This is a genomic window from Paraoerskovia marina, from assembly GCF_900105445.1.
GTDB classification, from domain to species: Bacteria; Actinomycetota; Actinomycetes; order Actinomycetales; family Cellulomonadaceae; genus Paraoerskovia; species Paraoerskovia marina.
Genome location: NZ_LT629776.1, coordinates 2,649,243 through 2,673,698, shown reverse-complemented (window position 1 = coordinate 2,673,698; position 24,456 = coordinate 2,649,243). Strand labels below are relative to the sequence as shown.

The following is a 24,456-nucleotide window of genomic DNA, read 5'->3' as shown; positions in this document are numbered from 1 at the left end:
GACGAGAGCAGATTGAGGACAGATCCCCATGGGAATCCGTAAGCACAAGCCGACGACGCCTGGCCGCCGCGGCTCGAGCGTTGCCGACTTCGTCGAGGTCACGCGCTCGCAGCCGGAGAAGTCGCTGGTCCGTCCCCTGTCGAAGACGGGCGGTCGCAACAACTCGGGCCGCATCACGACCCGGCACAAGGGCGGTGGCCACAAGCGCGCCTACCGCGTGATCGACTTCCGTCGTCACGACAAGGACGGCGTGCCGGCGAAGGTCGCGCACATCGAGTATGACCCGAACCGCACGGCGCGCATCGCGCTCCTGCACTACCTGGACGGCGAGAAGCGGTACATCATCGCGCCGAACAAGTTGAAGCAGGGCGACATGATCGAGAACGGCGCCGGAGCGGACATCAAGCCTGGTAACAACCTGCCGTTGCGCAACATCCCGACCGGTACGGTCATCCACGCGATCGAGCTTCGGCCCGGTGGCGGTGCGAAGATCGCCCGTTCGGCTGGTGCCTCCGTGCAGCTCGTCGCCAAGGACGGCCCCTACGCCCAGCTGCGTATGCCGTCCGGCGAGATCCGCAACGTCGACCTGCGCTGCCGCGCCACGGTCGGCGAGGTGGGCAACGCCGAGCAGTCGAACATCAACTGGGGCAAGGCCGGCCGTAACCGCTGGAAGGGCATCCGCCCGACCGTGCGTGGTGTCGTCATGAACCCGGTTGACCACCCCCACGGTGGTGGTGAAGGCAAGACCTCCGGTGGACGTCACCCGGTGAGCCCCTGGGGCAAGCCGGAGGGGCGCACCCGCCACCCGAACAAGCCGAGTGACAAGCTGATCGTGCGGCGTCGCCGTACCGGCAAGAAGCGCTGATAGGAGCCTGGAGACATGCCTCGTAGCCTGAAGAAGGGCCCCTTCGTCGACGACCACCTGCAGAAGAAGGTGGATGGTCAGAACGAGAAGGGGACCAAGAACGTCATCAAGACGTGGTCCCGTCGGTCGGTCGTCACGCCCGACTTCCTCGGACACACTTTTGCCGTGCACGACGGTCGCAAGCACACTCCCGTGTTCGTCACCGAGTCGATGGTCGGGCACAAGCTCGGCGAGTTCGCTCCCACGCGGACCTTCCGCGGCCACGTGAAGGACGACAAGAAGGGGCGTCGCCGCTGACGCCGTGCCCTCGGGCACAGCGACAGCGTGACGTCTCCGACGGTCACTAGAGACAGAAGGCAGGACAGCAATGGAAGCCAAGGCGCAGGCGCGGTTCGTCCGTGTCACGCCCCAGAAGGCCCGGCGCGTCGTGGACCTCATCCGTGGCAAGCAGGCCGCTGAGGCAGTCGCGGTGCTGAAGTTCGCACCGCAGTCAGCGAGCGAGCCGATCCGGAAGGTCGTGGAGAGCGCGATCGCCAACGCGCGAGTGAAGGCCGACAACGCGAGCGAGCGGTTCGACGAGCAGGAGCTCGTCGTCACCGAGGCGTTCGTGGACGAGGGCCCCACGCTCAAGCGTTTCCGGCCACGGGCACAGGGTCGGGCGAGCCAAATCCTCAAGCGGACGAGCCACATCACCGTGGTCGTCGCTCCGCGTGAAGACACGAAGGGAAGGGCCCGATAGTGGGACAGAAGGTTCACCCGCACGGGTACCGTCTCGGCATCTCGACCGACCACCGCTCGCGGTGGTTCGCCGACAGCACCAAGCCCGGCCAGCGGTACCGCGACTACGTCCGCGAGGACGTCGAGATCCGCAAGGTCATGGGCACGGGGCTCGAGCGTGCCGGTATCTCCAAGGTGGAGATCGAGCGCACGCGTGACCGCGTCCGTGTCGACATCCACACCGCACGTCCGGGCATCGTCATCGGTCGCCGCGGCGCCGAGGCCGACCGCATCCGCGGCGAGCTCGAGAAGCTCACGGGCAAGCAGGTTCAGCTGAACATCCTCGAGGTCAAGAACCCCGAGATCGACGCTCAGCTGGTCGCCCAGGGCATCGCCGAGCAGCTCGCGAGCCGCGTGTCGTTCCGACGCGCGATGCGCAAGGGTATGCAGTCGGCACAGCGTGCCGGCGCCAAGGGTATCCGCGTGCAGGTCGCCGGCCGTCTCGGCGGCGCCGAGATGAGCCGTTCGGAGTTCTACCGCGAGGGCCGCGTGCCCCTGCACACGCTCCGCGCGTACATCGACTACGGCTTCTTCGAGGCCCGCACGACCTTCGGCCGCATCGGCGTGAAGGTCTGGGTCTACAAGGGCGACATGACCGAGAAGGAGTTCGCCGCACAGCAGGCGAGCGCCGCTCCTCGCCAGGGCCGTGGCGGCCCTCGCGGCGGTGGCGCACGTGGCCCGCGTCGTGGTGGCGAGCGTCCCGCCGAGCGGGCTCCGCAGTCCGAGGCTCCGGCTGCCGCTGAGGCACCCGCAGCTTCTGCGGAGAAGCCGGCGACCGAGACCGGAACGGAGGCCTGACCATGCTGATCCCTCGCAGGGTCAAGCACCGCAAGCAGCACCACCCGTCGCGCTCCGGTGCGGCCAAGGGCGGGACCACGATTGCTTTTGGTGACTACGGAATCCAGGCGATCGACCCGGCCTACGTCACGAACCGCCAGATCGAGGCGGCTCGTATCGCGATGACTCGCCACATCAAGCGTGGCGGTAAGGTCTGGATCAACATCTACCCGGACCGTCCGCTCACGAAGAAGCCTGCCGAGACCCGCATGGGTTCCGGTAAGGGTTCGCCCGAGTGGTGGGTCGCCAACGTCAAGCCGGGCCGGATCATGTTTGAGCTGGCCGGCGTCGATGAGGAGCTCGCTCGTGAGGCCATGCGCCGTGCGATGCACAAGCTCCCGATGAAGTGCCGCTTCGTGGTGCGTGAAGGTGGTGGCAACTGATGGCTGTCGGTACCAAGGAACTCGCGACGACGGAGCTCGACGCGTTTGACGACGAGCGTCTCGTCGCCGAGCTGAAGAAGGCCAAGGAGGAGATGTTCAACCTCCGCTTCCAGGCGGCCACCGGCCAGCTGGAGAGCCACGGCCGACTGAAGGCAGTGCGTCGTGACATTGCACGTATCTACACGGTGATCCGCGAGCGCGAGCTCGGCATCCGGACCGCCCCGAGCGCCGAGTGAGTGAGGCTGGAATGAGCGAGAAGGCAAACGCGGCCGAGGCCGCAACGCCCACCCGTTCGCACCGGAAGACGCGGCGCGGATACGTGGTGAGCGACAAGATGGACAAGACCGTCGTGGTGGAGGTCGAGGACCGGGTCAAGCACCCGCTCTACGGCAAGGTCATCCGACGGACGACCAAGGTCAAGGCGCACGACGAGCAGAACACTGCCGGCGTGGGCGACCTGGTCGAGATCATGGAGACTCGCCCGCTGTCCGCCTCGAAGCGGTGGCGCCTGGTCGAGATCCACGAGAAGGCCAAGTAGCACGCTAGTCGCGGTGGGCCGAGAGGCCCGCCGCGACTGCACAGTGACTGACCCGGCCGTCGCCAGGCGGCGGCCGACACTGACAGATATCCGTTCGGCAAGGCTCGCTGAGTGCGAGAACCAGCTCGACGACAGGAGTTCACTACATGATCCAGCAGGAGTCGCGACTTCGGGTCGCCGACAACACGGGTGCGAAGGAAATCCTCTGCATCCGCGTTCTCGGTGGTTCGGGCCGTCGCTACGCCGGAATCGGCGACACCATCGTCGCAACCGTCAAGGACGCGATCCCGGGCGGAAACGTCAAGAAGGGCGACGTGGTCAAGGCCGTCATCGTCCGTACCGTCAAGGAGCGCCGTCGTCCCGACGGTTCCTACATCAAGTTCGATGAGAACGCCGCCGTGATCCTCAAGAACGAGGGGGAGCCGCGCGGTACGCGCATCTTCGGCCCCGTCGGTCGTGAGCTTCGTGACAAGAAGTTCATGAAGATCATCTCGCTGGCTCCGGAGGTGCTCTGACTATGGCCAAGATCAAGAAGGGCGACCTCGTCGTCGTCATCTCTGGCAAGGACCGCGGCAAGCAGGGGCGTGTCCTCGAGGTCCTCAAGGACCGCGACCGTCTGGTCGTCGAGGGCGTCCAGCGTGTCACGAAGCACGTCAAGGAGGGGCAGTCGCAGCGCGGCACCCGCACCGGCGGCATCGAGACGGTCGAGGCACCCATCCACGTGAGCAACGTGATGGTGGTTGACCCGGAGACCAAGAAGGGCACCCGCGTCGGGTACCGCACCGAAGAGGTCGAGCGCGATGGCCGTACGCGGACGACGCGTGTTCGCGTCGCCAAGCGCTCCGGGAAGGACATCTGATGAGCGAGACGCTCGAGGCTCCGGCGACCCCTCGCCTGAAGCAGAAGTACCGCGACGAGATCATCGATGGTCTTCGCGAGGAGTTCAGCCACGCCAACGTCAACCAGGTTGCCGGCCTCACCAAGGTCGTCGTCAACATGGGTGTCGGTGACGCGGCCAAGGACTCCAAGCTCATCGAGGGTGCTATCCGCGACCTGACCGCGATCACAGGTCAGAAGCCGCAGGTCACCAAGGCGCGCAAGTCCATCGCACAGTTCAAGCTGCGTGAGGGCATGCCGATCGGTGCGCACGTCACGCTGCGTGGCGACCGCATGTGGGAGTTCCTGGACCGCCTCACGGCGACCGCGCTCCCGCGCATCCGCGACTTCCGCGGACTGTCCCCGAAGCAGTTCGACGGGAACGGCAACTACACCTTCGGTCTCACCGAGCAGTCGATGTTCCACGAGATCGACCAGGACAAGATCGACCGTGTCCGTGGTATGGACATCACGGTTGTGACGACCGCGACGACGGACGACGAGGGCCGCTCCCTGCTGCGCCGCCTCGGCTTCCCCTTCAAGGAGAACTGACATGGCGAAGAAGGCCCTGATCAACAAGGCTGCCGCGAAGCCCAAGTTCGCGGTTCGTGCCTACACCCGGTGCCAGAAGTGCGGTCGCCCGCACTCCGTGTACCGCAAGTTCGGCCTCTGCCGCATCTGCCTTCGTGAGATGGCACACCGTGGTGAGCTCCCCGGCGTCACCAAGAGCAGCTGGTAACAACTACGTCGCAGGTCCGGCGAGCGCAAGCGAACCGGATACCCCGGCGAGGAAGGGCTGAAGCCCAATGACGATGACCGACCCGATCGCAGACATGTTGACGCGTCTGCGTAACGCGAATTCAGCGGGCCACGACACGGTCACCATGCCGTTCTCGAAGCTGAAGTCGCACATTGCAGAGATCCTCCAGGCGGAGGGATACATCGCCGGCTGGAACGTCGAGGACGCCCGTGTGGGCAAGAGCCTGACGCTCGAGCTGAAGTTCGGCCCCAACCGCGAGCGTGCGCTCGTGGGTGTGCGCCGTGTCTCGAAGCCCGGTCTTCGCGTGTACGCGAAGTCCACCAAGCTGCCCACGGTTCGTGGCGGCCTCGGCGTGGCCATCCTGTCCACGTCCTCCGGACTGCTGACCGATCAGCAGGCAACGGAGAAGGGCGTGGGCGGCGAAGTCCTCGCCTACGTCTGGTAACGGAACTCGGAAGGAGAGATAAGCCAATGTCTCGAATCGGCAAGATCCCCGTTCCGGTCCCGGCCGGCGTGGACGTGACAGTCAGCGGTGCACTCGTGACGGTCAAGGGCCCCAAGGGAACCCTTGAGCACACGGTGCCCACCCCTATTACGGTCGAGCAGGAGGACGGCACCCTCGCGGTGAAGCGTCCGAACGACGAGCGCGAGTCTCGCGCGCTGCACGGCCTCACCCGCACGCTCCTGTCGAACCTCATCACCGGGGTCACCGACGGATACGAGAAGAAGCTCGAGATCGTCGGCACCGGTTACCGTGTCGCCGCGAAGGGCTCGGACCTCGAGTTCGCCCTCGGCTTCAGCCACCCGGTGATCATCAGCGCCCCCGAGGGCGTCACGTTCGCGGTGGAGAGCCCGACCAAGTTCTCGGTGAGCGGCATCGACAAGCAGCAGGTCGGCGAAGTCGCTGCGAACATCCGCAAGATCCGCAAGCCCGAGCCCTACAAGGGCAAGGGCGTGCGATACGCCGGCGAGCAGGTCCGCCGCAAGGTCGGAAAGGCTGGTAAGTGATGGCTCTCAAGGTTTTGGGCAAGGGCAAGTCGGTTTCGCGCCGTCGTCGCCACGTCCGCCTGCGGAAGAAGATCACGGGAACGGCGGTCCGTCCGCGTCTCGTGGTGACCCGTTCGTCCCGTCACCTCACCGCTCAGGTTGTCGACGACACCGTCGGACGCACCGTGGTCTCCGCCTCGACGCTCGAGGCAGACCTGCGCGCGTCGGACGGCGACAAGACGGCCAAGGCGCGCCAGATCGGCGAGCTCGTTGCAGCCCGTGCGAAGGAGGCCGGCATCGAGTCGGTCGTCTTCGACCGCGGTGGCAACAAGTACCACGGCCGTGTGGCCGCGGTGGCCGAAGGTGCGCGCGAGGGCGGTCTGGCACTGTGACGACGACGACCATTTCCGCACGGAAGCAAAGGATTCTCTGATGGCTGCTGGGCAGCGCAGCAACACCGGCGCCCCTCAGGGTGCCGCCAACGAGTCGAACACCCGCGGTGGCCAGTCCGGCCAGGGCGGGCAGGGAGGCCGTGGAGGTCGCGACAACCGTCGTGACAACCGTCGCGGCGACGCAGCCGACAAGAACGCCTTTGTCGAGCGAGTCGTAGCGATCAACCGCGTCTCCAAGGTCGTCAAGGGCGGCCGCCGCTTCAGCTTCACGGCGCTCGTCGTCGTGGGCGACGGCGACGGCACCGTCGGTGTCGGCTACGGGAAGGCCAAGGAGGTGCCCGCGGCGATCGCCAAGGGCGTCGAGGAGGCCAAGAAGAACTTCTTCAAGGTTCCCCGTATCCAGGGCACGATCCCTCACCCCATCCAGGGCGAGGACGCCGCCGGCGTCGTCTTCCTGCGTCCGGCTGCTCCGGGTACCGGTGTGATCGCCGGTGGTCCGGTGCGCGCCGTGCTGGAGTGCGCGGGCATCCACGACGTGCTGAGCAAGTCGCTCGGTTCGACGAACCAGATCAACATCGTCCGCGCTGCTGTTGCGGCCCTCCAGGGTCTCGAGCAGCCTGAGGCGGTCGCCGCACGTCGTGGCCTCCCGCTCGAGCACGTCGCCCCGGCGGCGATGCTCCGCGCACAGGCGGCCGGACAGGCCAAGGCCGCAGCGAAGGCAGGTGCGTGATGGCACGTCTGAAGGTCACGCAGAAGAAGTCCGCCATCGGCGGGAGCCAGCCTCAGCGCAACACGCTGCGGACTCTGGGCCTCAAGCGGATCGGCGACATCGCCGTGAAGGAGGACCGCCCGGAGATTCGCGGCATGGTTGCCAAGGTGGCACACCTCGTCGCAGTCGAGGAGGTTGAGTAATGGCTGAGAACGCCAAGAAGGAGACGACCGAGGTGAGCACCCTCAAGGTGCACCACCTGCGTCCTGCTCCCGGTGCCAAGACCGCCAAGACCCGTGTGGGTCGTGGTGAGGCATCGAAGGGTAAGACCGCCGGTCGCGGTACCAAGGGTACGAAGGCCCGTTACCAGGTTCCGGAGCGCTTCGAGGGTGGGCAGATGCCCCTCCACATGCGGCTCCCGAAGCTGCGCGGGTTCACGAACCCGTTCCGCGTGGAGTTCCAGGTCGTGAACCTGGACAAGCTCTCCTCGCTCTACCCCGAGGGTGGCTCCGTCACCGTCGAGGACCTGGTCGCCAAGGGTGCGGTCCGCAAGGGCCAGCCCGTGAAGGTGCTCGGTTCGGGTGAGCTGTCGGTCAAGCTGGACGTCGCGGTCGACGCGTACTCCGGCTCCGCGAAGGAGAAGATCCTCGCGGCCGGTGGCTCGGTCTCCGAGAACTGACCTCAGAACGGGGCCGACGGCACATGCCGTCGGCCCCGTTGCTGTACCTGGGGAGCTTTGACCGGGCATGATGGTTCTCGTTCGCGCACAGACAACGTAGAATCACGAACCGGTCGTCACGAACGACTTGCCGTACGACAGCGGCGCAACGGCGTAGGCGCCGCATGGTCGCCTGCGCGGGGGCGTCGGTCCACGCCGGTTGACCGGCGCACGATACACCCGCACCGCGGGCCAGGAGGATAGGTGCTCAGCGCATTCGGCAGGGCTTTCCGGACGCCCGACCTGCGTCGCAAACTGTTGTTCACGATCGGAATCATCGTTCTGTACCGTGTCGGGTCCTTCATCCCGACACCGGGCGTCGATTACCCGAACGTCCAGCAGTGCATCGCGGAGACGGCCGGTTCGAACGATCTCCTCGGTCTGATCAACCTCTTCAGCGGCGGGGCGTTGCTCCAGCTCTCGATCTTCGCGCTCGGGATCATGCCGTACATCACCGCGAGCATCATCGTGCAGCTGCTCCGCGTCGTGATCCCTCACTTCGAGGCTCTCCACAAGGAGGGGCAGTCCGGGCAGGCGAAGCTCACGCAGTACACCCGCTACCTGACGATCGCACTCGCCATCCTCCAGTCGACGACGGTCATCACGACCGCGCGCAACGGATTCCTCTTCCAGGGCTGCTCCGTCCCCGTGATCCCGGACGACTCGTTCGTCACTCTCTCGATCATGGTGATCACCATGACCGCGGGTACCGGACTGATCATGTGGCTCGGTGAGCTGATCTCCGAGCGCGGTATCGGCAACGGCATGTCGCTCCTGATCTTCACGTCGATCGCGGCCAGCTTCCCCACGGCCCTGTGGTCGATCGCGGGTGGCGAGAACGGCTTCGTGAAGTTCGCCCTCGTCATCGGTGTGATCCTGCTGGTGATCCTGCTGGTCGTCTTCGTCGAGCAGTCGCAGCGGCGCATCCCCGTGCAGTACGCCAAGCGGATGGTCGGCCGCAAGATGTACGGCGGCTCGTCGACGTACATCCCGATCAAGATCAACATGTCCGGTGTCATCCCGGTCATCTTCGCGTCGTCGATCCTGGCGATCCCCGGTCTGCTGGCGCAGTTCGGCGACGAGACCTCCGAATGGGTGGTGTGGGTCTCCCGCTACCTCGCTCCGCAGGACGCAGGGCTGCACATCGCGCTCTACGTGCTGATGATCATCTTCTTCGCCTTCTTCTACACCGCGATCACGTTCAACCCCGACGAGGTTGCGGACAACATGAAGAAGTACGGCGGGTTCATCCCCGGCATCCGTGCGGGACGTCCGACCGCCGAGTATCTCGACTACGTCATCTCGCGCATCACCACGGCGGGCTCGATCTACCTCGCCGTCGTCGCGCTCATCCCGACGCTCGTGCTGATCGCGCTGGACGTCGAGACCAACATCCCGTTCGGTGGTAGCTCGATCATCATCGTCGTGGGTGTCGGCCTCGAGACCGTCAAGCAGATCAACTCGCAGCTGCAGCAGCGTCACTACGAAGGGTTCCTCCGTTGAGCAGCTCCACTCCGTCCGCCCGTCTCGTGATCATGGGCCCGCAGGGTGCCGGCAAGGGCACGCAGGCCGCCCGTCTTGCCGAGACGTACGACATCCCGGCGATCTCCACCGGCGACATCTTCCGCGCCAACATCAAGGGCGGGACGGAGCTCGGGCGCCTCGTTCAGGAGTACACCGCCAAGGGTGACCTCGTCCCGGACGAGGTCACCAACGCGATGGTCCGTGACCGTCTCGCCCAGGACGACGTCGCCTCCGGGTTCATCCTCGACGGCTACCCGCGCAACGCGGCCCAGGTCGTCGAGCTCGACGGGATCCTCGCCGATCTCGGTGTCGCGCTCGACGGAGTCCTCGAGCTCACGGCTGACCGTGCCGAGCTCCTGGAGCGCATGCGCAAGCGTGCGGAGATCGAGGGGCGTGAGGACGACACGGACGAGGCGATCGCCCGCCGTCTGGACATCTACGCGGAGCAGACCGCGCCGCTGGCCGACGCCTACGCAGCCCGTGACCTGCTCATCCAGGTCGACGGTATCGGCGAGGTCGAGGAGATCACCGGACGCCTGGTGGCCGAGCTGAACCCGCGACTCGGGGTCTGACGATCTCCGTGTTCGGTCGCGAGAAGATCGAGTACAAGTCGCTCGACGAGGTCCGCACGATGCGTCGTGCGGGCCTCGTCGTCGCGCAGGCCCTCGCGGCGGTGCGCAAGAGTGCGCGCCCCGGCATGACGACGGCGGACCTGGACCAGGTCGCCGCGGCGACGATCCACGACGCCGGTGCCACCTCCAACTTCCTCGGATATCACGGGTTCCCGGCGACGGTCTGCGCGTCGGTGAACGAGGAGATCGTGCACGGAATCCCTGGGTCTCGCGTCCTCGAGGTCGGCGACGTGGTTTCTGTCGACTGCGGTGCCGTCGTCGACGGTTGGCACGGCGACTCGGCGTTGTCGTTCATCCTCGGCCCCGCGGGCGCCCTGGACATCGACGATCCTGCGATCCGCGACTCCGCCGACGCGGACCTGGTCCGCATCACCGAGGAGTCGATGTGGGCCGGCATCGCAGCACTGGCGACCGCGTCCCGGGTCGGTGAGATCGGTGATGCCATCGACGACGTGATCACCGCCGCGGCCCGTGACGGCGTAGAGCTCGGCATCGTGACCGAGTTCACCGGGCACGGCATCGGGACCGCGATGCATCAGCCACCGGAGGTGCTCAACTTCCGCAGCAGCCACCGAGGACCGCGGGTGAAGCCAGGGATGTGTCTGGCGATCGAACCGATGATGACCCGGGGGAGCGGGGAGACCGTCACCCTGGCCGACGACTGGACCGTCGTGACCGACGACGGCTCCCGCGCCGCGCACTGGGAGCACAGCGTGGCCGTGACGGAGCAGGGCATCAGCGTGCTCACCGCCCTCGACTCCGGTGCTGGACGCCTGGCGCCCTACGGGGTCGCTCCGGTCACCATCTAGTTTCCGCCGTGCAAACGTTGATGACGAAATAGTTTCGTTATCACGAACTGCAGGTTTTCACCCTCTCCCGCCGCGCCGTGTGGTGTGAATCTCATTACAGTCGATCGCGTACGCATGTTCACGCTCTCGACGTCTGGATCCCGCCATGCACGTGAGTCGCCTTCTTTCCCGTACCCGAACGGCTGCCGTCGCCTCTGCGACGGCGCTGATTCTCGGTCTTTCTGCACCGCTGGCACTCGCTGCCGACGAGAACTCCCTCCAGCAGGAGGAGTCTGCCCAAGAGGTCGTGGAGGACGACGCCACCGACGCGCCGACCGAGGCGTCGACCGCCAAGACGAAGGCGAAGACGGAGAAGGACGAGAAGAAGGCTGAGCCGACGGAGACGTCTGAGCCGTCCGAGGACCCGACGTCCGAGGCGCCGGCCGACGACCCGACTTCTGACGGGGTGCCTGACGAGGATCCGGCGCCTGAGAAGAGCGATGGCGTCGAGAGCGGCTCCGAGAAGACGGGCGACTCGGGGAAGTCCGACGAATCCGAGAGCGACGAGGCGCCGGCGGGCATCGCGCCGCTGTCCGTCCCGCTCCCGGATGACGACACGGCGGTCGTGACGGTCCGAACCGGTGGCATCAGGACGGGTGACTCGAGCGTCGCGGCGCTCCCGGGCGTGGTGCTCGGTCTGTACGCGACGGCGGGCGCCGCGAGCCCGGTCAACAACACGTGGGCCGTGTGTACCGCGGACGTCGACGGAGACTGTTCGTTCGAGGTCCCGTGGTTCAACCCGCCAGGACAGGCGGACGGCCCGAGCTATTGGGTCAAGCAGATCTCCGCCCCGACCGGGTACTTCACCAACCCTGCGCTGCGGACGGGCGGCGCCGGCGCCGGCAGCTCAACCTCTTACGTCTTCGAGACCCCCGAGCTCGAGGCGGACACCGTCTACACGTCGACGTCGACGTCGGACGGCTTCATGTATGCAACGGGAAACACCAACGCCGACGCCTCGTCCGGGATCTGGCAGCAGTCCGTGAACAACCCGCCGGCGACGCAGCAGTGCGGTCTTGACGCGGCACTCCTGCTCGACGTGTCCGGCTCGGTCTCCGGCGATCTGCCCCAACTGAAGACCGCGGCGAGCTCGATGGTGGACGCGCTCGTCGGGACGCCGTCGCAGCTTGCCCTTCACACGTTCAACAACCAGTCGCCGTCGTCGGCCACGGGTGGTGTGAACGCGCCGCTGCGGAACGTCTCGACCTCGGGCGACGCCCAAGCCATCAAGAACGACATCAACGGGCTGAGCGCCAACTCAGGCACCAACTGGGACCAGGGTCTCTGGGGGCTGGTCGGGATCGCCGACACCCTCGACGTCGTCATCGTGATCACGGACGGCAACCCGACGTTCTACGGTCCGAGCGCGGAGGGGCCAGGCAGCTATACGCGATTCCGTGAGGTGGAGAACTCGATCTTCTCTGCGAACGCACTCAAGGCGGAGGGCGCACGCATCATCACGCTCGGTGTCGGTGACGGTCTCGGCACCGCCGCCTCGCTCAACCTCCGCGCAGTCTCGGGTGACGGTGCGTACTACCAGTCTGAAAGCTACGACGACGCCGCCGAGGTCGTGCGGAACCTTGCTCTCGGTGCCTGCCAGAACCGGCTGTCGGTCATCAAGCAGACCGTCGACGCCAACGGGGAGAACCCGAACGTCGCGGGTGGGTGGGACATCACGGCGAGCGGGCCGATCGTCGACGGCGGGTCCGTAACCAAGGAGACGGCGCCGGAGACCGGTGGTGTCAACTTCGACCTGACCATCCCCGGTGGGGGGTCGGGCGTGGTCACCGTCGCGGAGGACCTCACAAGCCAGCCGAACTTCGAGTTCTCGGGTGTGGAGTGCACCGACACCACCACGGGCAACGCGCTGACTGTCGCCGACCTGAATCCGGCGACCGGTAGTTTCACGGTCGCGATCCCGTCGACCCAGACCACCGCGAGCTGTACGATCACCAACCAGTCGGCGGAACCGGCCTCCGTCGTCTTCGAGAAGACATGGGAGATCGACGGGACGACGTACGCGCACTCGTCTCGTCCGACCGGGTACAACGCGAACGGTTCGGTCAACGGCGAGAACGTCGGCATCGGCAGCGAGCGCGCGGGCTTCGAGGCGGGCGACAGTGTCACCGTCGGCGAGTCGACCACGGTTCCGAACGACCAGCCGCTCTGTGAGGCCGTCGTCGAAGAGCTCGTCTCGATCAACGGGGTCGCTCTCGACAACCCGATCCCGCTGACCGGAGACGCCACGTACGACTTCGACCTGGAGGCCGGCACCAACACCGTCGGTCTGCGCAACACGCAGGACTGCGAGTCGCGCGTCACGCTCGTGAAGGAGGTACAGGGCGGACCGGCCGACCCTGCCACCTGGACGCTCACCGCGGTGACGCCGGACGGGGCGATCGAGGGGCCGACGGGCACCACCGGCGTGACGGGTGAGGTCAGCCCGGCCACGCGCTACATCCTGACGGAGAGCGGCGACCCGCGGTACGCCCAGACGATCGCTCCCAACGCTGCTCCCACGCCTCCCGCGACCGGGTCGTGGCAGTGCAGCAAGCTGGACGAGAACGGCGAACTGATCCCTGGCTCGCAGTACGACGGTCTGAACGGCGGGGTCACGGTGCCACGCGGCCAGTGGGCAGAGTGTACGGCGGTGAACGTGACCGCCGAGCTGACGCTTCTCAAGGAGGTCTCCAACGTCTCCGGCGGTGAAGCAGAGTCGTCGGACTTCGACCTGACGGCGACGCCGACGGGTGACGACGTCCCTGCGGGCCTCGCGCCGGAGACGGTCGAGGGCGCCGCTGACCCAGCGGACGCGAACACCTTCCTGGTGCGACCCGGTACGCCGTACGCGCTCACGGAGTCGGACCTCAGCGGGTACGAACTGTCGTCCCTCACGTGTGTCGACGACAGCGACGTGCCGATCGACCTCGGCGACGGAGACACGATCACCGTCCCCGCGGGGGAGCAGTACTCGTGCACGTTCATCAACGACGACATCGCACCCACGCTGACCCTGGTCAAGGAGATCGGCGGCGACGGCGACCAGTCCCTGGTCGACGCGTGGACCCTGACGGCGACGGACGGCGACTCGACGGTCGTGAGCGGCACCAGCGGAGTCAGCGAGGACGTCGAGGCGGGAGTTGCCTACACCCTGGGCGAGACGCTGATCGACCCGGACGGCGACGGACAGGGGTACTACCAGGAGGGTGAGTGGTCCTGCACGGACGAGGACGGAGCTGACGGCACCGTCACCCTCGCTCTCGGCCAGGACGTGACCTGTACGGTCACGAACGTCCCGGTCGAGCCGGTCACGATCGTCAAGGACGCCGGCACAGCGACCCAGGACGGCACGGACGCCAACCTCTGGACGGTCGACTACACGCTGACCGCGACCAACTCGAACCCGGTGGGCGTCGAGTACACGATCACGGACTCGATCGACGTCCCGGCGGCAGCGTCGGTCGACCAGATCTCTGTCGTCGGATCTCCGGCGGGCGTGACTCTGAACCCCGCGTTCGACGGACAGAGTGACACGCTCATCGCCGAGGATGTGGCGATCGGTGCCGGCGACCCGAGCCCCGTCAACCACGTGTACACGGTGCGGGTCGTCTACCGGACGACGGCCGCGGCAGGCGAGCCGACCGGGCAGTGCGACCCGGGCGAGGGCCACGTGATCGGCAACGACGCGACGGTCACGACGTACGACCTCCCGCCGGAGTCGGACGACGCGTGCGTCACGATCCCGGAGGACCCGGCGGTGACGGTCGAGAAGATCGAGACGTCGACGACGCAGAACGCGGACGGCTCCTGGACCATCACCTACGAGGTGGTCGCCACGAACACGTCCGACGAGCTCGCCGCCGCGTACGACGCGGTCGACACGCCGGAGTTCGGCGACGGGATCTCGATCTCGTCGGCGTCCTGGACCGGTCCGACGTCGGGTTCCTTCACGGGTGACCCGCTGACGGCGCAGCTCGCCACGGACAAGACCCTCGCCCCGGGTCTGTTCGAGACCTACACGATCACCATCGTCGCGGAGGTCGCGGGCGACTCCACGCCCGAGGCGCGCGACTGCGAGCTGAGCGACGGCGAGGACGGAACAGGCTTCTTCAACACCGCGACCATCACGGTCGACGGCCAGGACCCGGTGAGCGACAGCGACTGCTCGTCACCGGTCGTCCCGACGGTCACGAAGACCGTCACGTCGGACGCGACGCCGGACACGAGCGTCGACCCCTGGGCCGGCCTGTGGACGATCACGTACGACGTCACGGTCACCAACCCGTCCGACGAGACAGGACTCCAGTACTCGCTCACCGACGTCCCGACGCCGTCGGTCGGCACGGCCGTGAGTGCCGAGGTGACAGGTGCCGCGACGCTCTCCTGGCAGTCGACGGACGGGCCGTTCGTCATCGTCCCGGCCGACTCGCCGACGGCGCTCGCGGCAGGTGAGTCCGACACCTACACGATCACGATGAGCGTGCAGGTCCCGTTGGCGACGGAGCTGCCCGTGGCCTGCGACGACGACGGCTCGGGCCTCGTCAACACAGCGATCGCGGTCTCGGGCGACTTCACGGTCGCCGACGACGCCTGTAGCGAGCTCCCGGACCTGCCCAGTCTGACGCTGGTCAAGGAGGTCGAGAACGGCAACCTCACCGAGGGCGTCGCGGACGACCAGGACTGGCGCCTCACCGCCAACGGTGACGACGACACGCCGTTCGACACCGGCGGTCTCTCGGAGCACACGTCGACGGTGCTGCCCGGCACGTACGGGCTCAGCGAGACATTGATCGACGACTCCTTCGCGGGTCTGTACACCGCCTCGGCGTGGGCATGCACGATCGACGGACAGCCGTTCAGCGGCTTCGCCTCACCCGACGCCGTGACGCTCGCGAACGGCGAGGACGTGGTCTGCACGATCACGAACACGCTGATCGACCCGGTCACGATCCAGAAGGCGACGGCGTCGGTGACGCCGTCCGCGACGACGCCGGGGGAGTGGACGCTGGTCTACACGCTCACCGTCACAAACCCGAACGACGTCGACGCGACCTACGACATCAGCGACACGACGCAGCTCGTCCCGGGCGCCACGCTCGAGTCGATCTCGGTCGACTCGGACGACGTCGACGTCAGCGGATCTTCCTTCGGCGTCTCCGACCCGGTGATCGCCGAAGACGTGACGATCGGCACGGGTGACGAGAACACCCACGTCTACACCGTGACCGCGACGGTCACCGTGCCGGGGACGGTGACCGAACCGGTCTGCGGCAACGACGGCATGGTGCAGAACACCGGCACCGTCACGATGGCGCCGTTCGACCCGATCGACTCGACGGTCTGTGACACCACCGACGACCTGCCGGGCGTCACGATCACCAAGGACGTCTCCACCGACGTCGTGCCCGCGCAGAACGAGGACGGCAGCTGGACGATCACGTACGACGTGGTCGTCACGAACTCCGAGGACGACCAGGCCACGGAGTACACGCTGACCGACGACCTCCGGTTCGGCGACGGCATCACGGTGGGCGACGCGACCTGGTCGCTGGCCGACCCTGCCGACGACGGAACGTTCGTCGACGGCTCTGCCGACCTCACGCCGGACGGCCCGCGGGCGCTCGCCGGCGGCGGGACGCACACCTACACGGTCACGGCGACGGGAACGGTCACGGACTCCTCGACCGCGACGAGCCGCGACTGCATCCTGGGTGACGGCGAGTCCGGGACCGGGTTCTGGAACTCGGCCACCGTCACCGCCTCCGGCGACTCGACGACCGTCAGCGCGTGCGCCACACCGGTGCTGCCCTCGATCGACAAGCAGTTCTCGTCAACCGCCCAGCACATCGTGGACGGGGCCTGGGACGGGAGCTGGGACGTGACCTACGAGGTCGCGGTCTCGAACACCCACCCGCTCACGGACATCTACTACACGCTCGACGACGCCCCGGCGCTGCCCGCCGGCGTCACGCTCAACTCCGCCACGATCAGCGGGGTCGACGGCGAGGGGGCCGACATCACGGTGAACCCGCTCTGGGACGGCGACGGTGCGACTGCCGTGATCGAGGACGCACGCGTGCTTCCTGCGAACTCCATGGACGTCTACACGGTCGTGGTGAACGTGACCGCGGACGACGACGCCGAGGTACCGACGAGCGAGTGCACCGTCGGTGAGGGGGCCGTCGACAACACGGCCACCGTCGCCAGTGGCGGGTACACCGACTCGGCGAGCGCCTGCGGGCCGCTGGGCGAGATCTCGGTGCCGGTCGTCCAGAAGGACGCGACCTCCGCCGTCCAGGGCGACGACGGTCTGTGGACGGTCACCTACGACGTCACGGTCCGCAACGACGGCGAGGCCTTCACCCGGTACGACCTCACCGACCTGCCGGAGCTTCCGAGCACGATGTCGGTGGAGTCGGCGAGCTGGTCCGGCGAGACGTCGGGCGACTTCACGGTCACGGACGGCGTTCCGGCCGAGGCCACGCTGGCGTCCGGAAAGTTCATCGCCGGTGGCGGTGCGACGCACACCTACACGGTGACGATGATCGTGGACTTCACCGGGGTCGAGGCCGACGAGACGGTCGTCTGCACCGGTGAGCCGGGCTCCGGCTTCTACAACGGGGTCACGGTCACCACGGGTGACCTCACGAACTCCGACTCCGCGTGTGCCGAGCCGACGGTCCCGACCGTCGAGAAGTCGGTGACCTCGGAGCCCGTTCCCTACGTGCCGGAGGGCGAGCAGTGGAACGGCCAGTGGACCGTGACGTACGACGTCGTGGTCTCTGCTCCGGCTGCTGAGGGTGCCCCGACCGCGACATACTCCCTGACCGACGAGCCGCAGCTGAGCGGTGGGGCGACGCTCATCTCCGGTACTGCCACGAGCGACCAGCTCACGGACGACGTGACGTGGACGGATGCCGGCGAGGTCGACATCGTTCCGGCCGACGCGCCGGCGACGATCACCGCGGGAGCGCAGCACACCTACACGGTGACCCTCCTCGTGACGGTGCCGCTCGACACCGAGCTGCCGCTCCTATGCGACGACGACGCCGACGACGGCCTGGTCAACTCGGCCACCGTCACGTCGGGCAGCACCACGTCGACGTCGAGCGACTGTGGCGAGGTGCCGGAGCTGCCGACCCTCACCCTGCTCAAGAGCGTCGAGAACGGCGAGCAGACCGAGGGCGTCGCGGGAGCTGACGACTGGAACCTCAGCGCGTCGAGCGAGGACTTCGGCTTCGACGGGACCACGGGCGTCAGCTCGTACGTCCTGCCGGGCGAGTACGACCTCTCCGAGTCGCTGACCGACCCGGCGTTCGCGGCGTACTACTACCAGGACGGTGCGTGGGTCTGCGAGCAGGAGGGTGACCAGGAGCCGCCGCTCGAGCTGGCCGCCGAAGCCTCAGCGGTCGGTGGGGACTACCTGCTGACGGTCGTCGACGGTTCGACCGCCGACTGGACCTGCGAGGTCACCAACCGGCTCGTCGACCCGGTGGAGGTCGTGAAGACCTCCGCGGGTGTCGAGACGACCGGGACGCCGGGCGAGTGGACGGTCGAGTACACGCTCGACGTCACGAACCCGAACCCGGTGGCCACGGTCTACGACCTGACGGACGTCGTGGAGCTGAGCGAGTACGTGACGCTCTCCGGGGTCGAGGTCACCGCAACGCCTGACGGTGTCACCCCGGACGCGAGCTTTGACGGGACCGCGGCCAACGACCTCATCGCCTCGGGCGTCGAGATCGGTGTCGGGGACCCGGACGGCACGCACACCTACACGGTGGTGGCCACGCTCACCACGGCGGGTGCCACGAGCACGATCGAGCAGTGCGAGGTCGGGAACCTCAACAACGAGGCGGTCGTCACGACCGGCCCGGCCGGCGAGGACCGCTCGGACGTCTGCGACGAGGTCCCGAGCCTCCCGGCGGTGAACGTCGAGAAGGGCGTTTCCTCGACCGTCCAGAACGAGGACGGCACGTGGACCGTCGAGTACCTGGTGACGGCGACGAACTCCTCGGACGAGTACCCGACGACGTACGACGCGGCCGACACCCTGCAGTTCGGTGAGGGCATGACGATCGTCTCGGCCGACTGGGTCGGCCAGGACGGCGGCGACCCGACGGCGTTCGACGTCTCGACCTGGACGGCCGACCTGGCCGACGGTCGTGACCTCGTCGCCGGTGGTGTCGACGAGTACACCGTCACGGTGGTCGCCGACGTCACGACGGAGTCGACGACGACCTCCCGCGACTGTGAGCTCGTCGAGGGTGAGAACGGCACCGGGTTCCTGAACTCGGCGCGCGTGACCGTCGCCGGCGAGCTGACGACGTCCGACACGGCCTGTGACACGCCGGCCGTTCCCGACGTGCAGAAGATCGCCTTCGCGGACGCCTCCCCGGTGCTCGAGGAGGGTGTCTGGAACGGACTCTGGGAGGTGAACTACCAGATCCGCGTCAGCAACACCGGGGACAAGGAGCTGGTCTACGGCCTCGAGGACGTCTTCACCCCGAGCGTCGGTGAGATCGTCGGCGGGACCGCGTCGGGCTCCACGCTTGCGGAGGACGTCGTCTGGGACGGCACGGGATCGTTCGACATCGTGCCGGGCGACGCTCCGCAGACACTCGGCAGCGAGGAGATCCACTTCTACTCCGTCACGCTGACGGTCCGGACGGCGATCGACGTCGACCTGCCCGTCTCGTGCGACGACGGTGGAGAGTCCGGGCTCTGGAACGACGGTGTGGTGACGTCGGGCGGTTACACGACCTCCGACGACGACTGCGCCGGGATCCCGGAGCTGCCGACCCTGACCCTGGTCAAGACGGTCGACAACGGCGACCTCACCGAGGGCGTCGCAGGTCCGGGTGCGTTCACCCTCACGGGTGACGGGGCCACGACGGTGAGCGGCGTCGCCGACGCCGACACCGGCGAGGTGTCGGGCCGGGCCGTGAACGGTTCGACCTACGTGCTGGACGAAGAGCTGACGGACGAGACGTTCGAGGGCTACTACTACCAGGACGGCGAGTGGGTCTGTGAGTCGGAGGGAACGGAGCAGCCGCAGCTCTTCGCGCTGATGCTCCCGACGACGCCGGGGTCCGTGACCGTCGACGGCGACACGACGTGCTGGGTCACGAACGTGCTCGTCGACCCGGTGGAGATCGAGAAAACCTCCGCGGGAGCCGTCGCCTCGACGGAGAACCCGGGTGACTGGACGGTCGAGTACACGCTGACGGTCACGAACCCGAACGCGGTGGCGACGCGCTACGACATCGACGATGCCGTCGAGCTGGCCGACGGAGTCGAGCTTCTGAGCGCCGACGTCACCGGTACACCGGACGGCGTGGCAGCGGAGGAGTCGTTCGACGGCACCGCTGAGACGCGGATCGCCTCCGACGTCGAGGTCGACGCCGAGGGTACGCACGTCTACACCGTGGTGGCCGAGGTCAGGGCGTCGGGATCGACAGGAAGCATCGTTGCCTGCGAGTTCGACAACCTGAACCTTCGCAACGCCGGCACCGTGACCACCGGACCTGCCGGGACGGACACCGACCGGGTGTGTGACGAGATCCCCGATCTCCCTGAGGTCGACGTCGTCAAGACGGTCGTTCAGGGCGAGGGCGAGGATGTCGGTACGGAGCCGTCGGAGGACAACGACTGGACCGTCGAGTACACGGTCGAGGTCACGAACTCCAGCGACGAGCTTCCCACGACCTACTCGCTCACCGACTCCCCGATGTACGGGGACGGCATCGACATCACGTCGGCGACGTGGACGGGCCCGAACGAGTCCTCCGGCGAGTTCACCGGTGATCCTCTGACGGCCGTGCTTGCCACGGACCGCCAGCTGGCTGCGGGTGCGACGGAGACCTGGACCGTGACGATCACATCGGTGGTGACGACCGAGTCCACCGTCGAGTCTCGCGACTGCGAGCTCGTCGAGGGCGAGAACGGCACCGGGTTCCTGAACTCGGCGACAGCCACGGCGGCCGGGGAGTCCGTGACGGACACGGCGTGCTCCACGCCGAAGGGGGTCGACCTGACGATCGCGAAGTCCGTCAGTGACCTGCCTGAAGCCGGCGAGCCGGTCGATGCTGGCGACGAGTTCGACTACTCGCTCACCGTGTCGCACGGCGAGAAGAGCCTGAATGATGCAACGGGCGTCGTCGTGACTGACACGATGCCTGCTGGGCTCACCGTGGTCGACGCGGACGCCGAGACCGACGGAGTCCAGATCGAGGGCCTGCCGGAGGGCTGGACCGCGGTGGTTGCCGAGGACGGCAGCACGGTGACCTTCACCTACGACGGTGTCTTCGAGCTGGGCGCGGAGGCCACACTGGTCTTCCCGGTGACTGTCGACGAAGAGCCCCCGGGCGACTTCGTCAACACGGCTTGCGTGGAGTCCGACGAGACTGAGCTCGACGGGTCGAACAACTGTGACGACGTGACGACGACAGTCAAGCGGATCATCCCGAACGCCGAGGTCGTCTGCTCGCTGGACATCCCGTACCTGGCCTACGACATCGAGACGATCAACGTCGAGAACATCGAGGACGAGACGATCACCATGACGTGGCGGGATGCCGAGGGCGAGGTGATCCGGGTCGACGAGATCCCGGGCACCGAGCTCCAGGGCCGGAAGATCTGGCCTGCCGGTGAGGTCAACTCGGACGGTGTGTCGATCGGCTGGCCCGGTTGGCGGCCGATCGTCGAGAGCGATCTCGACGAGAACGGGCAGATCGCCGACCCCGATGCTCTCTTCTGGGAGGACGTCATCTTCCACCCGAGCCTCGAGAGCGCGGACTGGCGTCCGAGCGAGTCGGCGGGTGACGAGCCGCTGACCGTCGAGTTCTCGGTCAACCCCTCCGCGACGGTCGAGGTCTACTACCCGCCGGCCGACCCGGAGTGTGCAGTGGCCCGTGACCCGGAGGTGGTCATCGAGAAGACCACCGACGTCGAGGTCGTCGAGGGTGGCGACACCTTCTCCTACGACCTCGAGGTCACGAACACCGGCCTCGGTGCCGTGTGGGACGCGGTCCTCACGGACGAGATCCCGCAGGACCTCAAGGTGACCGACTGGACCACCGACGAGACGGCGTTCCCGCGCTGGTTCGACTGTGAGCTCACGGGGACCGACTCGAACGGCTACGGAGGGGTCTTCACCTGTGACCTGTTCGGTCCGCTGGCGGCGTCCGACGACGGGGAGCCGGTCTCGGCTCCGGTCGTCACGCTCGACGTCGAGGTGATGGAGAACCTCACGACGGATCGCATCGTCAACACGGGCGAGGTCTGCTGGCCCGAGCGTGAGCCGGTCGGTGCCGACGACGGTGACGCCGGTGGTTGTGCGGAGAGCACGGTGGAGACACCGGTCCGTGCGATCGTGCCGAACGCGGAGATGATCTGCCTCCAGGACATCCCGTACGTCGAGTACGACATCGAGCTGTTCAACGTCGAGAACCCGGAGGGCCCGATCACGGCCACCTGGCGTGACGCGGACGGCGACGTCGTCCAGGTCGACGAGATCCCGCTCGACCAGCTCACCGGACGCCTCCTGTGGCCCGGTGGTGTGGTCAACGAGGACGGCATCTCGATCGGCTGGCCCGGATGGCGTGAGGCGCGCGAGGGTGAGACGCCCGAGTGGGAGAACATGGTCTTCGACCCGGATCTCTCGCACAGCGACTACCGCGAGGAGCTGACCGTCGAGTTCTCCGTGAACCCGACGTCGACCCTCACGGTCAAGTACCCGCCGGCGACGCCGGAGTGTGCGGTCGTCCGTGACCCGGACCTTTCGATCCAGAAGTCCGCGAACGTCTCGGAGATCGAGGCTGGTGACTCGTTCGAGTACACGCTCGAGGTCGTCAACAACGACCTCGGCGCGGCGGACGACGTCACGCTGACGGACGAGATTCCCGGACACCTCAGGGTGGACGAGATCGTGACGGACACGGAGGCGTTCCCGCGCTGGACCGACTGTGAGGTCACGGGCACGGACTCTGACGGCTACGGCGGCACGCTCGAGTGCCACCTGAACGGTCTGCTGGGACGTGCGGCGACCGCTCCGCCGGTGGTGCTCGAGGTGACCACCACGGAGGACGCCGAGCTCGGGGACGCCATCCACAACACCGGCCAGGTGTGCTGGACCGACTCCGACAAGCCCGACGACGGAGAGTCCTGCACCACCGACGACGTCACGGTCGTGGTGAGCGGGACGACGACCCCGGTTCCGCCGAAGCCGCCGCTCACGCCGACGCTGCCGAAGACCGGTTCGGACTCTGCGGGAATCCTCGCAGCCATGGCCGCTCTCCTGCTCCTCGGCTCGGCTCTCGTGGTCGGCGCTCGCCGGCACCGCAGGAGCTGATGCCGACGCAGACGACCTGAGGTGAGGCCGCCGCCCGGAGCCGTTCCGGGCGGCGGTTTCGCGTCGTGGCTGAATAGAGTACGATGGTCCGTCGGGTGTAGTCCGTTCTTTGAGTTCCACTGTCGAGACCTCTTGCAGGCTGTCGATCGGGCCTTGCGGACTACGCGCACAACATCCACGCCAACGTTCCCGCCAAGTCGGGTTCCTCGGCGTGGGGACCGAGCAGACGAGAGTTAGCGGAGGACATGGCAAAGAAGGACGGTGTCATCGAGATCGAGGGCAGCGTGATCGAGGCCCTGCCGAACGCGATGTTCCGCGTGGAGCTGGCCAACGGTCACAAGGTTCTTGCACACATCTCGGGGAAGATGCGGCAGCACTACATCCGGATCCTTCCCGAGGACCGGGTCGTGGTGGAGCTGACTCCCTACGACCTGTCCCGCGGCCGGATCGTCTACCGCTACAAGTAACCACCACTCGATCGAGCGCCGTCTCAACCCTGGGGGACCGGGGTGACCACGGCGGCGGAGGAACATCATGAAGGTCAAGCCGAGCGTCAAGAAGATCTGCGACAACTGCAAGGTGATTCGTCGCCACGGTGTCGTCATGGTCATCTGCGACAACCTGCGGCACAAGCAGCGCCAGGGCTGAAGTCCCGGCGTGTGATGTCGGGCCTCGGCCCGGGCATCTGACGGCTCCGGCCGTCATCAGCGCATCGTCACGAACCACCGCCCTCGGGCGGCGGGGAACCCTCGGCTCGGAGGCCGGGGCCCGCAAGCAGCGGGAGGATGATGCGGTAGACCTCCGAACGAAGTACAGGAGCCGGAAGGCATGGCACGTCTTGTCGGCGTCGATCTCCCCCGCGAAAAGCGGCTCGAGATCGCGCTCACCTACATCTACGGCGTCGGCCGTACCCGCGCCCAGCAGACGCTGGCAGCCACGGGTATCGACCCCAACGTCCGCGTGAAGGACCTCGGTGACACCGAGCTCGTCGCGCTCCGCGACCACCTCGAGGGCAACTACCAGCTCGAGGGTGACCTCCGCCGTGAGGTCGCTGCCGACATCCGCCGCAAGGTGGAGATCGGGTCGTACGAGGGTCTGCGTCACCGCCGCGGCCTCCCGGTGCGCGGTCAGCGCACCAAGACCAACGCGCGTACCCGCAAGGGCCCCAAGCGCACCGTGGCCGGTAAGAAGAAGGCCCGCTAAGCAGCCCGTGGCGCGGACCCCTGAGGTCCGCCCCGGTCCGACGACCTCACACCAG

General features: G+C 67.2%; 24 protein-coding genes. All 24 read left to right on the top strand.

The features are described 5' to 3' along the window. The first annotated feature begins 28 nt into the window (after positions 1–28). The 24 genes from rplB to rpsM all read left to right on the top strand — a co-directional run bounded on the left by rplB (position 29) and on the right by rpsM (position 24,401). Entirely contained in the window at positions 29–865 is an 837-nt protein-coding gene (gene rplB, locus BLU20_RS12150; RefSeq protein ID WP_029252173.1) for a 50S ribosomal protein L2, read from the top strand. Between the two features lie 15 nt (positions 866–880). Further along, entirely contained in the window at positions 881–1,162 is a 282-nt protein-coding gene (rpsS, locus tag BLU20_RS12145; RefSeq protein WP_029252174.1) for a 30S ribosomal protein S19, read from the top strand. Between the two features lie 70 nt (positions 1,163–1,232). Then, complete coding sequence (gene rplV / locus BLU20_RS12140; RefSeq protein ID WP_029252175.1) at positions 1,233–1,604, top strand: 50S ribosomal protein L22; 372 nt, start codon at positions 1,233–1,235, stop codon at positions 1,602–1,604. Beyond that, positions 1,604–2,440 (top strand): 30S ribosomal protein S3, encoded by an 837-nt coding sequence (gene rpsC / locus BLU20_RS12135; protein WP_029252176.1) that lies wholly within the window; start codon positions 1,604–1,606, stop codon positions 2,438–2,440. Before rplV ends, rpsC begins: the two co-directional genes overlap by 1 nt. A gap of 2 nt (positions 2,441–2,442) precedes the next feature. Further along, positions 2,443–2,862: a 50S ribosomal protein L16 gene (gene rplP / locus BLU20_RS12130; protein ID WP_029252177.1), complete on the top strand. Its 420-nt coding sequence runs from the start codon at positions 2,443–2,445 to the stop codon at positions 2,860–2,862. Further along, positions 2,862–3,098 (top strand): 50S ribosomal protein L29, encoded by a 237-nt coding sequence (rpmC, locus tag BLU20_RS12125; protein ID WP_029252178.1) that lies wholly within the window; start codon positions 2,862–2,864, stop codon positions 3,096–3,098. Before rplP ends, rpmC begins: the two co-directional genes overlap by 1 nt. Positions 3,099–3,109: 11 nt before the next feature. Beyond that, on the top strand, positions 3,110–3,400 hold the full coding sequence (gene rpsQ, locus BLU20_RS12120; RefSeq protein ID WP_029252179.1) for a 30S ribosomal protein S17: 291 nt from the start codon (positions 3,110–3,112) through the stop codon (positions 3,398–3,400). A 146-nt stretch (positions 3,401–3,546) separates the two neighbouring features. Beyond that, positions 3,547–3,915, top strand: coding sequence for a 50S ribosomal protein L14 (gene rplN, locus BLU20_RS12115; protein WP_029252180.1), 369 nt, complete (start codon positions 3,547–3,549; stop codon positions 3,913–3,915). Positions 3,916–3,917: 2 nt separating this feature from the next. Continuing rightward, positions 3,918–4,259, top strand: coding sequence for a 50S ribosomal protein L24 (rplX, locus tag BLU20_RS12110; RefSeq protein ID WP_083372673.1), 342 nt, complete (start codon positions 3,918–3,920; stop codon positions 4,257–4,259). Continuing rightward, complete coding sequence (gene rplE, locus BLU20_RS12105; RefSeq protein WP_029252182.1) at positions 4,259–4,828, top strand: 50S ribosomal protein L5; 570 nt, start codon at positions 4,259–4,261, stop codon at positions 4,826–4,828. Before rplX ends, rplE begins: the two co-directional genes overlap by 1 nt. 1 nt (position 4,829) lies before the next feature. Beyond that, on the top strand, positions 4,830–5,015 hold the full coding sequence (locus tag BLU20_RS12100; RefSeq protein WP_029252183.1) for a type Z 30S ribosomal protein S14: 186 nt from the start codon (positions 4,830–4,832) through the stop codon (positions 5,013–5,015). A gap of 67 nt (positions 5,016–5,082) precedes the next feature. Then, a complete protein-coding gene (gene rpsH, locus BLU20_RS12095) occupies positions 5,083–5,481 on the top strand; it encodes a 30S ribosomal protein S8 (protein WP_029252184.1) in 399 nt (132 codons plus the stop codon). A gap of 26 nt (positions 5,482–5,507) precedes the next feature. Then, positions 5,508–6,044, top strand: coding sequence for a 50S ribosomal protein L6 (gene rplF, locus BLU20_RS12090; RefSeq protein ID WP_029252185.1), 537 nt, complete (start codon positions 5,508–5,510; stop codon positions 6,042–6,044). Then, positions 6,044–6,415: a 50S ribosomal protein L18 gene (gene rplR, locus BLU20_RS12085; protein ID WP_029252186.1), complete on the top strand. Its 372-nt coding sequence runs from the start codon at positions 6,044–6,046 to the stop codon at positions 6,413–6,415. The genes rplF and rplR overlap by 1 nt, the downstream gene beginning before the upstream one ends. Before the next feature lie 40 nt (positions 6,416–6,455). Further along, positions 6,456–7,145, top strand: a complete 690-nt coding sequence (gene rpsE, locus BLU20_RS12080) for a 30S ribosomal protein S5 (RefSeq protein WP_029252187.1) — start codon at positions 6,456–6,458, stop codon at positions 7,143–7,145. Beyond that, complete coding sequence (gene rpmD, locus BLU20_RS12075) at positions 7,145–7,327, top strand: 50S ribosomal protein L30 (protein ID WP_029252188.1); 183 nt, start codon at positions 7,145–7,147, stop codon at positions 7,325–7,327. The genes rpsE and rpmD overlap by 1 nt, the downstream gene beginning before the upstream one ends. Then, entirely contained in the window at positions 7,327–7,803 is a 477-nt protein-coding gene (gene rplO, locus BLU20_RS12070) for a 50S ribosomal protein L15 (protein WP_043109194.1), read from the top strand. Before rpmD ends, rplO begins: the two co-directional genes overlap by 1 nt. A 243-nt stretch (positions 7,804–8,046) precedes the next feature. After that, on the top strand, positions 8,047–9,345 hold the full coding sequence (gene secY, locus BLU20_RS12065; protein WP_029252190.1) for a preprotein translocase subunit SecY: 1,299 nt from the start codon (positions 8,047–8,049) through the stop codon (positions 9,343–9,345). A 32-nt stretch (positions 9,346–9,377) separates the two neighbouring features. Beyond that, positions 9,378–9,938, top strand: a complete 561-nt coding sequence (locus BLU20_RS12060) for an adenylate kinase (RefSeq protein ID WP_029252191.1) — start codon at positions 9,378–9,380, stop codon at positions 9,936–9,938. An 8-nt stretch (positions 9,939–9,946) separates the two neighbouring features. Beyond that, positions 9,947–10,807 carry a type I methionyl aminopeptidase gene (gene map / locus BLU20_RS12055; RefSeq protein WP_083372672.1) on the top strand — a complete coding sequence of 287 codons (861 nt, stop codon included), beginning with the start codon at positions 9,947–9,949 and terminating at the stop codon, positions 10,805–10,807. A gap of 145 nt (positions 10,808–10,952) precedes the next feature. Continuing rightward, a complete protein-coding gene (locus tag BLU20_RS12050; protein WP_157270466.1) occupies positions 10,953–23,198 on the top strand; it encodes a prealbumin-like fold domain-containing protein in 12,246 nt (4,081 codons plus the stop codon). 245 nt (positions 23,199–23,443) lie between these two features. Then, positions 23,444–23,665, top strand: coding sequence for a translation initiation factor IF-1 (gene infA / locus BLU20_RS12045; protein ID WP_029252193.1), 222 nt, complete (start codon positions 23,444–23,446; stop codon positions 23,663–23,665). Positions 23,666–23,732: 67 nt separating this feature from the next. Beyond that, positions 23,733–23,846, top strand: coding sequence for a 50S ribosomal protein L36 (gene rpmJ, locus BLU20_RS12040; RefSeq protein ID WP_029252194.1), 114 nt, complete (start codon positions 23,733–23,735; stop codon positions 23,844–23,846). Positions 23,847–24,026: 180 nt separating this feature from the next. Then, the gene (rpsM, locus tag BLU20_RS12035; RefSeq protein ID WP_029252195.1) at positions 24,027–24,401 is read left to right on the top strand and encodes a 30S ribosomal protein S13; all 375 of its coding nucleotides are present in this window, start codon (positions 24,027–24,029) and stop codon (positions 24,399–24,401) included. Positions 24,402–24,456: the final 55 nt, after the last annotated feature.

Excerpts from the sequence above, each read along its gene's own strand:
- rplO (WP_043109194.1), top strand. The coding sequence starts at position 7,327 with ATGGCTGAGAACGCCAAGAAGGAGACGACCGAGGTGAGCACCCTCAAG.
- rpmC (WP_029252178.1), top strand. The coding sequence starts at position 2,862 with ATGGCTGTCGGTACCAAGGAACTCGCGACGACGGAGCTCGACGCGTTT.
- rplR (WP_029252186.1), top strand. The coding sequence starts at position 6,044 with ATGGCTCTCAAGGTTTTGGGCAAGGGCAAGTCGGTTTCGCGCCGTCGT.
- rpsE (WP_029252187.1), top strand. The coding sequence starts at position 6,456 with ATGGCTGCTGGGCAGCGCAGCAACACCGGCGCCCCTCAGGGTGCCGCC.
- rpsQ (WP_029252179.1), top strand. The coding sequence starts at position 3,110 with ATGAGCGAGAAGGCAAACGCGGCCGAGGCCGCAACGCCCACCCGTTCG.
- rplB (WP_029252173.1), top strand. The coding sequence starts at position 29 with ATGGGAATCCGTAAGCACAAGCCGACGACGCCTGGCCGCCGCGGCTCG.
- rplE (WP_029252182.1), top strand. The coding sequence starts at position 4,259 with ATGAGCGAGACGCTCGAGGCTCCGGCGACCCCTCGCCTGAAGCAGAAG.
- rplF (WP_029252185.1), top strand. The coding sequence starts at position 5,508 with ATGTCTCGAATCGGCAAGATCCCCGTTCCGGTCCCGGCCGGCGTGGAC.
- rplX (WP_083372673.1), top strand. The coding sequence starts at position 3,918 with ATGGCCAAGATCAAGAAGGGCGACCTCGTCGTCGTCATCTCTGGCAAG.
- infA (WP_029252193.1), top strand. The coding sequence starts at position 23,444 with ATGGCAAAGAAGGACGGTGTCATCGAGATCGAGGGCAGCGTGATCGAG.
- rpmD (WP_029252188.1), top strand. The coding sequence starts at position 7,145 with ATGGCACGTCTGAAGGTCACGCAGAAGAAGTCCGCCATCGGCGGGAGC.
- rplP (WP_029252177.1), top strand. The coding sequence starts at position 2,443 with ATGCTGATCCCTCGCAGGGTCAAGCACCGCAAGCAGCACCACCCGTCG.
- rpmJ (WP_029252194.1), top strand. The coding sequence starts at position 23,733 with ATGAAGGTCAAGCCGAGCGTCAAGAAGATCTGCGACAACTGCAAGGTG.
- rplN (WP_029252180.1), top strand. The coding sequence starts at position 3,547 with ATGATCCAGCAGGAGTCGCGACTTCGGGTCGCCGACAACACGGGTGCG.
- rpsM (WP_029252195.1), top strand. The coding sequence starts at position 24,027 with ATGGCACGTCTTGTCGGCGTCGATCTCCCCCGCGAAAAGCGGCTCGAG.
- BLU20_RS12050 (WP_157270466.1), top strand. The coding sequence starts at position 10,953 with ATGCACGTGAGTCGCCTTCTTTCCCGTACCCGAACGGCTGCCGTCGCC.
- BLU20_RS12060 (WP_029252191.1), top strand. The coding sequence starts at position 9,378 with ATGGGCCCGCAGGGTGCCGGCAAGGGCACGCAGGCCGCCCGTCTTGCC.
- rpsS (WP_029252174.1), top strand. The coding sequence starts at position 881 with ATGCCTCGTAGCCTGAAGAAGGGCCCCTTCGTCGACGACCACCTGCAG.
- BLU20_RS12100 (WP_029252183.1), top strand. The coding sequence starts at position 4,830 with ATGGCGAAGAAGGCCCTGATCAACAAGGCTGCCGCGAAGCCCAAGTTC.
- rplV (WP_029252175.1), top strand. The coding sequence starts at position 1,233 with ATGGAAGCCAAGGCGCAGGCGCGGTTCGTCCGTGTCACGCCCCAGAAG.
- rpsH (WP_029252184.1), top strand. The coding sequence starts at position 5,083 with ATGACGATGACCGACCCGATCGCAGACATGTTGACGCGTCTGCGTAAC.